Genomic DNA, 12,066 nt, shown 5'->3' on the forward strand with positions numbered 1-12,066 from the left:
GAAGTGACTTGCTCCAATCCAGACTGCCGGGTGGCGCAGACCGGAAAATGCGTCGAGGGTTTGGGCCTATCGGAGTGTTCCCACTACGGGCGCCGGCCACGCGCTATAGCGGATGAACTAACCAGCGATAGCGAGGCTCCACAGGTAATTGGCGTCCAGATCGCTGGCGCGGATTGCCTCACCCCCGAACAGGCCTCGCAGCTTCTGCGCGCTGGCAGTGCAAGGGTCATTGCTGTCATCGGCCCCAGCGATGCCGGGAAAACCAGCCTGATCGCCAGCCTCTACGACCTCTTTCAGGATGGCCCAGTGGCGGGTACAGAGTACGCTCGGTCCCGAACCCTTCATGCCTTCGAGCGAACCTGTCACGATGCGAGGGCCGCTTGTCGTCGGGGAACACCACATAGCAACCGGACGCCCTTGGGTGAAGTACGGTTCTACCATCTGGACTTGGGCGGTGGTCCCGCGACGGACGGCTTGGCGCTTATCCTCGGTGATCGCGCCGGCGAAGATTACCGAAACGCCACCGACGATGTCTCTACCGTCACGGGCTTCCAGGAAGTCCGACGCGCCGATTCGATCACCATTCTGGTTGACGGCGACCGCCTTCTGGATAGTGGCAATCGGCACAATGCTCGCAGCGAGACTCTCCTTTTGCTTCGGGCTCTTGTTGACGGCGGATCAATTGAATCTGGCCAGCGCCTTGCCTTGGTTCTCACTAAATTTGATTCTGTCCTGAAATCTGATCGGAGGGACAGGGTAGAAACAGATTTCACTTCAATGCTCGAAAAGATCCGTGATTCCTTTGGCGGTAATTTCTCAGAAATCGCTCCCTTCCGGGTCGCGGCTTCACCCAAGAATGACTTGGTGAAACGTGGGGTAGGTGTGGCGGAACTGCTGGCCTTCTGGATCCAGCCTCGGCCGCCTGCTACCGCCGTGCCCCGGGAAATGCCGGAGTTTGAGCGGTGCTATGCGCGGTTGACGGTGCTTGAGGAATGAGGAAGAAAGATGTCTGAGCGCTCTATCGTTATCATCGGTCTGCCGGAATCAGGGAAGACTACCTTTCTTGCCGCCCTTTGGCATCTTGTTACGGAAGAGGATGTGGAGGGCATGGCCTTGCGCTTCCACACCCTAGCAAAGGGCAACGTGTCCCATCTTAACCAGATCGCGGCCCGCTGGCGGGATGCCAGGGTTCAAGAGCGAACTGGCATCAGCGGAAATCGCCTAGTGAGCATGAATCTTCTGGATGCGGAAGGTAACCCTGTGCGCGTCACCTTTCCGGATGTACCCGGCGAAGCTTACCGGCGCATGTGGGAGGAACGGGATTGCGAGCCGGAAATTGCGGAAATTCTCAATGCCGGTGGTGTTTTACTGTTCGTCCATTCCGACACCATCGACTTGCCAGCCTGGCTGGTGGACGAACTCGTGCTGGCTAAAAAGATGGGCATCTCGCTACCAGAAGGCGGAGAAGTCCATTGGCACCCCCGGTTGGCGCCAACCCAGGTGCAACTAGTGGACCTTCTCCAGACATTGCGGCAACCGCCACTCGATATCGGTCCGCGCCGGCTGGTCATAATGCTGTCGGCTTGGGACAAGGCAGAAGGGGAAGGGCTGGCACCCGTGGCTTTTCTTGAGGCCAAGCTTCCCCTGCTCGCGCAATACCTGCGGCAGAACGCGGATGGGTGGACCTGGCGCGTCTGTGGATTGAGCGCCCAGGGAGGCGAATACGATCCTGCCGAATCAGGCAAGGATTCTGTGCCCGAAGCAGAAAAGCTGCGGCAGATGGACCGTCCGTCGCAACGCATCCGTTTGAGTGCAGGTCCCAGTGAAAGCCACGACCTAACGGAGCCCCTCGCATGGCTCATGCGTTAACTGAGCGCCTGAACGTCCAACAGACCCTACACGGCTACGCTGAGGGTCACCGTCTGCTGGCAGGTTCCGTGAACCTGTCACCGAAGGACATGCGGACGCTGCTCACGATGAGTGATATTTCAGGCTCAGGCGTGCGGGTTGACGAATCGGGGTACCTAACAGGGTATCCACTGACAGAATCGGGTGTCTATGCACTGGCGCGTACCTGGGCAGCACCGGAGATGCCTCGTCCCGGCTGCGTCTGGACTCATACGCTCCTGGTCGAGTTTGCCGATCTGGCCACCCTGGCGTCTATGACGGAGTTAGATTCGCTATTCCGGAGACCGGTGTTGCCAGCATACGGCGATTACACCAAGCCTCTGGGTGTATACGATGTTCCGGCAACTCAGGCGTTGCTGGGGGATGAATTGGCATGGTGCCGGCGGTTGTTGGCTGCCCTCTACGGCAAACCCGGTGAGCGCGTGATCGCAGCGCGACCGGTAGGTGTTGCCGTTGATACCGTCGTCCTAGCCATCTGGAGCCAGCAATGGCCGCGGCTTCGGCGCGGGTTCCGGTTCTGCACTCTAGTTGCAGCAGACCGGTCATTCGAAGGCAATGTCTTCGACCTGCAACTCTTGCATCCCGCAGACCGTGGTGTCAGGACGCGGTTTCAGAAGGCAGTAGACGCCGACAGCGTTGCTGGCCTTGACGCTCCCTTATTCGATGAGGCGATGTTGGACTTGGCGAATCCGGACGGGTACGGCCTGCGCTCTTTCCTCCACGCCACAGGCGGAGATATCGATCGTGGTCGGTTGGTATTCGGAACCCTTTGTCGCCTCCACCGATATCTCAGAGAGATACCTGACTCTTCGAGTGCTTTGCGCTCGAGCATCGATATCCTCACGGCGGAGTTTCCGTCCAGCCAAGCGCGTTCGGTAAGAGTGGCGATCGCGAAGATGGGATTGCTGCACGCCAATGAGTTTGACGATGTGGTGGTCGACTTCATTCTTCGGCATCTGGAATTGGTGGATCCAGATGCTGTGCGCTCCGGGGCCACGCGTCTGGGGGTGACCATCTGGAAGCAGGACCCGAGGCGGCTGACCTCTTTGCTGGAGAGAGAAGGCGCGTCACAGATTGTAGCGGAGTGCACCTTAGCTGAACTCAGCATGAGCGAGTTGCTTGAAGGGTTGGACCGTTTTCCCTCTCTATCTGCTGTCTTGCTGCGACACAAGCCGGATATGGCCAGCGAACCCGAATTCTGGGCGGTCGATGGGATCGATATTGATGCAGCCTTTGCAGCATTAGACAGTGACGGGGACACAGTTCATAGAGCCTTGCGGGCAGTCATTGCAGCCGGGCGCAGTTCCCTGATAAGGCGATGCGCCAACTTATGGGGAAGGCGCATGTTGCTGGAGGCATGTATTGGTCAGTTCGAGTCTGGAGTCGGGCTACCGATACTTTCTCCTTGGGTTGTCGAGGCGGCCCAAGATTCAAAGGCCGTTGCCGAAATACTGACGTCTGGCAATCAACTTCCATGGGATATCCTGGTAATGTTGGCACGCACCGTTGAGGCCGATTGGGTTCCCAATGAAATTGGGGAAGATCCCTGGATAATGGCCGTCCGTGATGCGACCGGACGGCTGTCGGAGAGCGACCAAACTTTCTTTTTCGCCTATCTACTTTGCCGGGCCTTGGGTAATCGGTCTCGCAACCCTGGAGAACTGGCCCGTTTGGGGTTTGAACTCACCTACCGGGCAGTCGAACATAACGCATTGCCAGACCATATTTGGCGAGCGCTGGAACGTCGGCTTCCAAACTCCTTCTTTTGGTTCGATTGGGACCGTTGTCCCCGACTTCGGGCAGCCGTCGTCAACTTATTTGCGCGCCGGTCTCTTGCCCCGGAGGCTTTCATTGGGCTTGTAGAAAGCGATGAACTATTCATGCAACTTGTGGAAGCAGCGAGCGTGTCTTGGGAGGGTCGCGAATATCTCAGTCGGGTATCCTTGGCAAATATAGACTCGGTCGGTCATCCGTTTGGCTACCGTATTGCTACCGTGGGGCGCTACAGGGCCTAGCAAGAGGCGAATAAAGAAGGCAGGGAATGGTGCGGCCCGATTGGCCATTGATTCTTTAGAGAGAATCCGCTGGTCAAGATGCTCCCAGGAACCGCATATCCACCGGTGGTCGTTGCGCACGTTAAAATGTGCGTATGCGCAAGAAAAGCAAACGGACCCTCCGGCCGGTCGTCAAGCCCCTGACTGCGAAGCAGAAAGCCGACATTGTTATTGCTCCCCGAATGCATCTCCAGATGCTGCTGGCAGGGCAATATGACGTCGACTACGCCTGTTCGTTGGCCGGTGTATTTAATCTTTCTGGTGTGCTGAGCCACATGTATGAGCGCAATGACCTTGAGCAAACCTTCGACTTGGCGCAAGAAATTATCGTGTGCCTGATCCGGGAGGGACGAGCCCCAACTGGTGACGAAGGTCAATCGTTGGCTGAGGCCTTCAATCTGGCAGATGCCTGGATCACCATGCAGAACACGGTGAACTTGATGAAGGCAGTCGACTACATGGATAGAGAGTTGGTTAAAAAAGACTGGCTGGGGGATGTGAATGCCGTAGGGTGATCGGCAAGGTAATCGAAACTCGTTGCCTTGATCGTGCTGGACCATTTTTTGGGTATGTCCGGAATATGTCTACAGTTTTCGGACATGCTTTGAATTGTTGACGCTCGTTGAACACTGACCAGAAGGTCAAATTTAAACGCGCGCCGACACTTGGGGTCTCCAGTTGAGATCTCTCGGTGCTTGGGCTTTCGTGTTACTTCTCCCTGATCATATGCAAAAACATTGGATTTCTGACGGTTTTTGCATGTGATCTGGGTATGGTAAATCTTGAGCAGAGCCGGAGGCTTACCTCATGCTGAGTTATACGGTGATGCAATTGCCCGCAACCCTTTGGCAGATGACCTTAAGAAAATCCGTGCCAAGGATGGTTAGATTAAAGAAATCTTCAGTATGTGAAAAATTTCCGTTGTTTTACGCTTCGCCATAGCCTTTGGTGAAACCGAGTAAAAAAATATTGACGGATTGGCAAATAAATAAAAAAATCCATGGTCAGTTAAAATTTTCCGTGCAGGAGTGCAATCATGGATGCCATCGGATACGAATACCTCCGGACCCAACTCGGGCTCTCGGTGTTTCCCGTCGCTCATCCCGCCAGTATCCGTCCGGTGAGCCGGATACTAGACGTCCAGGACGAACTACAGGTACCCAAGGGGGTCGCTCCGAAATCCGGCCACCCCATTGAACACTTGATGTTTGCCCTCCGTTATGAGGGAATCAATCTGCAAATACTCGCCGAAACCATGCCGAAAATTGCCGGGGAGGATCTCATCGCCCGTTTGCGGGAATCGCCCTCCGGCTTGTTCATCCGGAAAGCGTGTTATCTCTGGGAGTGGTTCGCCAACGGCGAACTTTCCAACCTGCCAGCCATTGCCGGGCCGTACGGTGATCTGTTCGACCCCGCGGATTACGTCACTGGAATCGTGCGCAAGGATGCCAAGTGGCGAATCAACTTCAACGGCCTCGGCTCTGCCGAGTACTGTCCGGTAGTCCGCCTTACCCAACTGGTCAAGGATGGGATTGCAAGCGACGTCCTTGGACGGACGAAAGCATTTCTGGAATCCTTGGGTCCGACTAATGCGGACCGGACCCTCTCCTGGGCGTACCTCAGCGAGACCGATAGTTCTTTCGCTATTGAGCGGGAAGCGCCGAGCCAGAGCAAGGCAGAGACCTTTGTCGCCCTTCTCCAGCAGGCCCACGAAAAAATTGAGTTGACCGAGGAATACCTGGCCGACTTGCAATCCGCGACAATCAGCAACCCCTATGAAAAAGCGACCTGTTTTCGCCATGAACAAAACTGGCTGCGAGGGGGGGGGCTCAGGGGGGCGGGTAGTGTGACCTACGTTCCACCTTCGCCGGAATTGCTTTCCAAACTTATGCCTGCGTTCATGGACATGGCCAACTCCCTTCCACGTCAGAGCGACCCGGTCGTAGCCGCCTCCGTGGCCTCGTTCGGGTTCGTCTACCTGCACCCATTCATGGATGGGAACGGACGTCTGTCGCGCTTCTTATTCCACCATGCCCTATGCCAATCAGGAAGGCTTGATCAAGGCCTGCTGTTGCCCGTATCCGTCGCGATGAAACGCCATGAAACGGAATACCTGGAGGCGCTCCAATCGTTCTCGAAGCCCGCACGGAAGTTGTGGGATGTCTACTGGGCCGACGAGGACCTGTTTGATTTCAAATTCAAAGGCGCCGATTCTATCTACCGTTTTTGGGACGCGACACAGTGCGTGGAATTCGGTTACCGAATGGCGGAGCAGGCGCTGGGCGTCGATCTCCGTCAGGAAACCGAATTCTTGGCGAGCTTTGACCGGATCAGTAAAGCCGTCAACGACGAGTTCGATATCCGCGGAAACGATCTGCACCTCCTCATCGTTTCCGCGCTACAGAACGGAGGCAGGGTATCCAACAACCGCCGGAAAAAACTGGCAGGCCGGGTGCCAGAGGAAGCGTTTGATTTTGTCGAACGCCTGGCCAAGACCGAATTGACTGAACTCACCGACGTCGAATGATTTGCTGCATACCATTCCGCACATGAAAGACCTGCTGGGGTGGCAGGCCTTGGTAGTGGAAATGTTGGCTGGATAGTTCGCGATAGGCTTGCAACCTGCGCCATCGGAGGTAGGCTGAATCCAGGAGGTCGAAATGAGAAAACTCATCTTCGTGGGATTCATTGCAGTGGGCGCCCTGATCGGTTGGATCTCGGTTATGCATGGCGACTGGGGAACCCGCCTTGTGATGATGGGCGTTGGCGCACTTTTCGCGGCGCCCGTTGGCGGGGCTCTGGCCGACATCGGAAAGAAGAGGCGATCCCTCGCGTGGAGTGATAGTCGCTTACCAAGTGATGGCACTTCATCGAAAGATCTGGCGGCAAACTACTGGCGTGACGAAGGGCATTCACCGTTGGCGAAACCAGAAACCAGCGATGGCGAAATGCATCGGTGGGATCGAGGCTCCGCCGGCAGATGAATTACTTTTTCTTGAGCAAGTCGTTCACCACTTCTTTGGCATTGTCGAATGTCGCTCCTGCGTCTCTGCCTACCTGTTTGCCCGATTGCACCAGCAGCGATTTCTTCGATGCGAGCGTTCCGTCATCCGTCTGGATGATCTCTGCCTTGGCGTCGAAGTCAGCGCGGTGTGATGCAGCGTCTGAGCGAATTTGATTGCCGCGGGCATGAACTTCATCTCGGATTGGTGATGCCGCCGGTGCGCTCCCTCGGGTTGGGGCGGCATTTTCAAAGTGAGAGATTTGATCCCGGTTGGATTGATGCTGACCGATGATCTCGGGTGTTAGAGCAGTATTGTCCCGCTGCTGTATATGTTGATCCCGAACGTTCCCAAAGGAAGTAGGCAGTGCCGTTCCGTCGGAAAACACCCGGTTCGGGCGCAGGGATTGCCGTGCCAACTCCGATTCCATCAAGGCATGAGCCGCTGCGCTGTCGCCGCCGTATTCCTCAGCGTAGCGCATAAACATCTCAAGATTATGGGGATCCTGTGCAATGTCGATGGAAATGGACTCGCCTTTTTCATAGGCTGACGATACTCGCTCGGCAAAGCTGGTGCGCTCGGCAAGGCTCGCTTCGGCTCGTTCTGATCGCGCGACAGTTGAACCAAGCCGGGACGACATTTCATGGGCGTCGTGGGAGTCGCTGGAGACTGCATTCAAGAAACTGCTATCTCGGGATACTCGGTCGCCGAATTGCTTGAATGCTACCAACTGCTCTCCGCTCATGCTGGCCAGCGCTTTCTGCTCCTGTGCCGATAAACTCGACAGATAGGATTTCTCTGCACTAGCCCTCAACTGGCCTCCAGCGAAACCTGTGTTGATGCCGAAATGCCCGGCTGCACCGAAAGCGATGCGTGCGACCTGCGCTTGGCTCAGCCCTGTGTTTTCCGCGATGCTCTTGGTAATTTGATTCATCTCGTTCAACGTTTCTCCCATTTGCTCGAAGCTGCTGGATGCGGAGCCGCTGCTACTGCGCGATGAGCGCAATTTGCTCAATCCTCGCGAGAATGCCTCTGACAGAATGGCTGAGCGTTCGGTATTGGCTGCGACACTCTCGTTTTGAGCTGCATCGACCTGCTTGCTGGCTTGGGCCACATCCTGCTCAGACACTCGCATCGAAACCATCCGGGAAGCAAACCCCTGATTCCGCAACAGGCTGACGGCAGTGCGACCAGTCAGCGCGTTCGACGAGAAGGTATTTCCGGTGATGTCGTTTTGCCAACTGCCCATGAATGCCGACGTACGGTTGGGCGCCAGTTGCATCTGGTCCATGCCGACATTCCCCATCGAGACGTTACCAACGGTGGCGGCTGAGGTTCCAGCCGAGATCATTCCTTGTAGCCCCGACAAGCCACCGACCAGTGCAGTCCCGAAGTTTTCCATGCGCTTTAGGGCGGCCCACGCAATGAAAGGGATACTGATGGCGAGGTAACCAACGACGGCCTCACCCGAAATCGCCCGCGAATAAATCGTCGACGCAGTCTGCAATGCCAGCGATTTGCTCCCCGTCCCGAGGTCAGCCGCAGCGGCGAGGTCGTAGGCTGCGTAGATCGAGGCCATGTAGTTCAGGATGGCGTAGAGCGGCGGCCACAACTGAATCCAGATCAGTACGGCCGCATAGCCCTTGAAGGCGAGCATTGTCTCTCGTCCACTGGTGAGCAGCAGGAGCATTACGAAGAGCGGGAACATTGCATAGGTCACCGCCTCGACCACGTTTCTAAAAACGGGCAAGGCCTGTTCGGCCACTTTGCCGTAATTGAGCCAGGAAGCGTTCTGCTGGGCCACCGCCTGGGCGCGGCCGACCGCCAGCACCATGGCGGCGGGATCGTTAACCTTCTGACCGACGATCTTGCTGGTGTCCTCAAGCGCGTTGAGCATGGCATTCTGCCGGATGATGTCAGCCGCCGTCGCCGCTGCGGTGGCGATGCTGTTTTTCAGATAGGCCTGCTGGATTTGTCCGGCGATGACGGCTGCGGCAGCCACACCGGGCAGTGTCGGATTGAGCTGAAAAGCCAGACGCCCCTGGATGCGGCTGATCTGGGCCGGCAAGCGGCCATTGAGGCTCAGATAGACATTGGGGCAGGTATCGACGCCGACACTGCCGCCGGCGCCGGTCAGCGTACTGAAGCGCGCCGGATTGGGTGAGGCCATCAGCGGCCAAACATCATCCGATGCAGAAAAGACTGCCGGATCGAGCGTGCCGTCGATCAGGTCGTAGGTCGTGCAGTTGTGGATGAAGTTGATCAGGTCGGTGCGGAAGGCCGGGTCCTGGAACACCACGTTGCCGGTCTCGCGGATCAGCCGGTTACCGAACATCAGTCCATTCTGCTGGTAGCTCAGTTCAACCGGCAGGGCACCGACGCCCGGAATAACCTGGAAAGCCGTTTCAAACAGGCTGGTCAGCGTGTTGCCGATCGTACTGGTGATGCCGCCCAGTACGGCCACGCCGAAGGGTACGTTGCCGACGATCTTGACTGCCGAACCACCGGTCTTGTCCACGATGCCCACCGTGACCTTGGGCACGATCAACACCGAGAAGACCAGAACGACTGTGCCCAGCCACTTCCAGCCCTGCAATTTCTCAGGGGCAAAAGCGTAGGCAATCAGGGCCGCCACAAAGCCACAGAAGGCAACGGCCGCCAGCGCAGCGGCGTAGTCGCCCGAGGCGTGAATCGCCGCCGCGGCATTGAAGACGCCGAACAGGCTGTCGGCGTTCTGGTAAGCGTAGATTTCCCACATGGCGCTTTCTCCTGTCGCGCTACTGTTTCGTCTCTATTGCGACAGATAGGCGGCTTGCTGGCCGAGCATGTCCATCACGTGTTGCGGCATGCTGGAGCGCAGTTGGCGTTCGAGTTGCTCCAGGTGATTTGATACCGCCCGGAAGGAGCCGACCTTCTGGTAGAGCAGGTTTTTTTCCTGGGAGAGTTGCATGAGCATGGCCTGCGCCCGCTGACGGATCTGGTTGGCTTGCTCCCGTTGCGACTGCTGCAGGGTGTAGTTCTTGTCCAGCGCGGCCATGCCCAGACGCAGATTGCGTTCAAGGAAAACATAGGCGTAGTCGGCGGCAATCACATCGCGGTACTGGGCGATCAAGCTGTCGGCCAAGCCCGATCCCGGGATACTGGTACCGATCGACAACATCTTGTAGACCGGCTCGGTGGTCTGGTTAACGAAGCCGACCTCGGTCGAGTTATTGGGGATGGCGGTGCGCGTTGTGATCTTCTCGGCAATGGAGCGCATGATCGCCTCGACCTTGGCGGTAAAGGGCGTGTGGGTGTAGGTGGTATTCAAGGTGACGATGTCGCAATTGCTGTAGTCGTTGCACTTCAAGACATGCTGCACGACATCCGTACCGGCGGCTGCGCCCTGGCCGTAGAGCAACTGACTGATCGAGGTCAGCGTCGGGGCAATCGGCTCGGGGTCACGGGCCGATTCTTCCGGGTAATAGATGACCGTGCCGACCAGGCTCATGATCAGTTCGCGTTCCTGGTCGTCGAGATAGGCGCCGGTGTACTGCAAGGCCTTCCAGGTCAGGTTACCGACGAAAGGCGCCTTGTTTTTCACCTTCGGGTCGCCCGAGGAGCGTGCCGTGGACAGAATGCTGGGCCGATCCGTCGCACAGCGGCGACGCGCTGCGTCACGATCGCTTTCCATGCCCATCTCGATGGCCAGGTCGGCACAGGTCTCCTGGGAACTGTAGCCAATCGATTCGGCCGCCGTGCTGACTATGGCCTTGGCGGTTTCGCAGGAATTGATGCGGGCATTGTTGATCCAGGTCTCCAGTCCCTTGGCCCACTTGGTCAGTCCGCCGAGCAGCGGCGAGACCGCCTCCAGAGCGAGTTGAAAAGCGATCCCCGGCAGGGCAGCCGTGATGTTCTTCAGCATGTTCTTGAACTCGGTCGCCGAAATGTGCGAGAAGGAACCGCCAAAGACATCGATGCCGCCGCAGCCAGCCTTGGCGCTGGGGAACTGGATGGCGGCCAGCTGATAAACCTTGTTCGGTGAACGCATCATCAAGTTGCCGCCGGTGTAGGTATTGAAGGTCTGACCACGGAAGGCACCCGGTGCCGTGTAGTTGCCGATGGTGCCCAGATTGTTGAACATGTTGTTCACCTCGCTATTGAGGTCGCCGGCCTGCAATTGAAAGGACGGGATCGCCAGCAGCAGCGCCATGAGCGTCGCAGCCGTCCGCCGAAATGGGGAATGGTCGTAATGATTCATGGCGCCTCCTGGGTTAGGGCGAGACCTTGCGTTGTCGTGGGCAGCATGACCTCGGCTTGCGGAGCGGAGACCGTGGCGATGCGCTCAAGCAACTGGGATTCCGAGAGCACGCCGAAGCCGATGGGAGAGATCTTTCCGGTGAAGGGCTGAGCCAGAAAAACAGCGGGCACCTGGCTGACCTTCAGGGCGGTGGCAATGCCGTTGTCCGGGCGGGCATCGGGGAAGCCCGGCAGCGGACCACCGTCCACGCTAATGGCGACGACCTGGATGCTGTGTCGGGCCTGGAAGGCTTCCAACGTCGGCGCGAAGGCATGGCAATACGGGCAATCCGAGCGGTAGAAAAAGAACAGCACGTGATCCTTGCCGAGGTCGGCGATGGCGCGCGAGCGATCCACCAACTCGGCCTGGTCGAAGACTTCCAGGGCCTTGGCATTGACCGGGCGGCCCTGCAGGGTCGGATCGAGTTGCGGCGTGGCCCAGGCAACGCGCTGCGCGACGTCGGCGAAATAGGAAGCGCGGGCGACGACCTGGGATTCCAGTTCCATGTAGCGCCGAACATTGGCTTCGCTCGGTCGCATGATGGCGATGTTGCGCGTCTCCTCCAAGGTTTTCTGGAGACGTTGGAATTCGACCAGTTCCGGTGCGCGCGGGGGTTGAATCGGTGGCGCAGTTGGCGTGGCTTTGCCTGGCGGTGATGGATGTTCACGTTCTTCCGGTGCTGGCGCTTCATAGAAATGCCAGCCGCGCCAACTGTCGGCCCAGTAGCGGGCGGCAGCATCCTGGGCCACTGCGCTGTGGCTGCCGAGCATCACGGCAAAGGTCAGCAGCAGGGGGAGGGCGGGGCAGTTGCGGATCGTCATGC

The 12,066-nt window shown here is 57.8% G+C and carries 10 protein-coding genes; 6 read left to right on the plus strand and 4 right to left on the minus strand.

The window, feature by feature from the left end; all coding sequences use genetic code 11:
* Nucleotides 1–117: 117 nt before the first annotated feature.
* Nucleotides 118–366 carry a hypothetical protein gene (locus WBK19_RS01350; RefSeq protein ID WP_511286285.1) on the minus strand — a complete coding sequence of 83 codons (249 nt, stop codon included), beginning with the start codon at nt 364–366 and terminating at the stop codon, nt 118–120.
* Between WBK19_RS01350 and WBK19_RS01355 the strand changes: the two genes are divergently transcribed.
* From WBK19_RS01355 to WBK19_RS01380, 6 genes are all read left to right on the plus strand, one after another.
* Complete coding sequence (locus WBK19_RS01355; RefSeq protein WP_511286283.1) at nt 271–996, plus strand: TRAFAC clade GTPase domain-containing protein; 726 nt, start codon at nt 271–273, stop codon at nt 994–996. The genes WBK19_RS01350 and WBK19_RS01355 overlap by 96 nt on opposite strands.
* A 9-nt stretch (nt 997–1,005) precedes the next feature.
* Nucleotides 1,006–1,869 (plus strand): TRAFAC clade GTPase domain-containing protein, encoded by an 864-nt coding sequence (locus tag WBK19_RS01360; protein WP_511286222.1) that lies wholly within the window; start codon nt 1,006–1,008, stop codon nt 1,867–1,869.
* Nucleotides 1,854–3,923, plus strand: a complete 2,070-nt coding sequence (locus tag WBK19_RS01365) for a GAP1-N1 domain-containing protein (protein ID WP_511286224.1) — start codon at nt 1,854–1,856, stop codon at nt 3,921–3,923. The genes WBK19_RS01360 and WBK19_RS01365 overlap by 16 nt, the downstream gene beginning before the upstream one ends.
* Before the next feature lie 134 nt (nt 3,924–4,057).
* Nucleotides 4,058–4,477 (plus strand): hypothetical protein, encoded by a 420-nt coding sequence (locus WBK19_RS01370; RefSeq protein ID WP_511286226.1) that lies wholly within the window; start codon nt 4,058–4,060, stop codon nt 4,475–4,477.
* A 521-nt stretch (nt 4,478–4,998) separates the two neighbouring features.
* On the plus strand, nt 4,999–6,489 hold the full coding sequence (locus WBK19_RS01375) for a Fic family protein (RefSeq protein ID WP_511286228.1): 1,491 nt from the start codon (nt 4,999–5,001) through the stop codon (nt 6,487–6,489).
* Between the two features lie 133 nt (nt 6,490–6,622).
* The gene (locus WBK19_RS01380) at nt 6,623–6,946 is read left to right on the plus strand and encodes a hypothetical protein (RefSeq protein ID WP_511286230.1); all 324 of its coding nucleotides are present in this window, start codon (nt 6,623–6,625) and stop codon (nt 6,944–6,946) included.
* A 1-nt stretch (nt 6,947) separates the two neighbouring features.
* Here WBK19_RS01380 and WBK19_RS01385 read toward each other — a convergent pair whose 3' ends face one another.
* Genes WBK19_RS01385 through WBK19_RS01395 form a run of 3 tightly spaced genes read right to left on the minus strand, consistent with a single transcriptional unit; the run spans nt 6,948 to nt 12,064 of the window.
* Nucleotides 6,948–9,722 carry a conjugal transfer protein TraG N-terminal domain-containing protein gene (locus tag WBK19_RS01385; RefSeq protein WP_511286232.1) on the minus strand — a complete coding sequence of 925 codons (2,775 nt, stop codon included), beginning with the start codon at nt 9,720–9,722 and terminating at the stop codon, nt 6,948–6,950.
* A 33-nt stretch (nt 9,723–9,755) separates the two neighbouring features.
* Nucleotides 9,756–11,204, minus strand: a complete 1,449-nt coding sequence (locus tag WBK19_RS01390) for a conjugal transfer protein TraH (RefSeq protein ID WP_511286234.1) — start codon at nt 11,202–11,204, stop codon at nt 9,756–9,758.
* The gene (locus WBK19_RS01395; RefSeq protein WP_511286235.1) at nt 11,201–12,064 is read right to left on the minus strand and encodes a thioredoxin family protein; all 864 of its coding nucleotides are present in this window, start codon (nt 12,062–12,064) and stop codon (nt 11,201–11,203) included. The genes WBK19_RS01390 and WBK19_RS01395 overlap by 4 nt, the downstream gene beginning before the upstream one ends.
* Nucleotides 12,065–12,066 lie beyond the last annotated feature (2 nt).

The organism is Azonexus sp., from assembly GCF_049652925.1.
Taxonomy (GTDB): domain Bacteria; phylum Pseudomonadota; class Gammaproteobacteria; order Burkholderiales; family Rhodocyclaceae; genus Azonexus.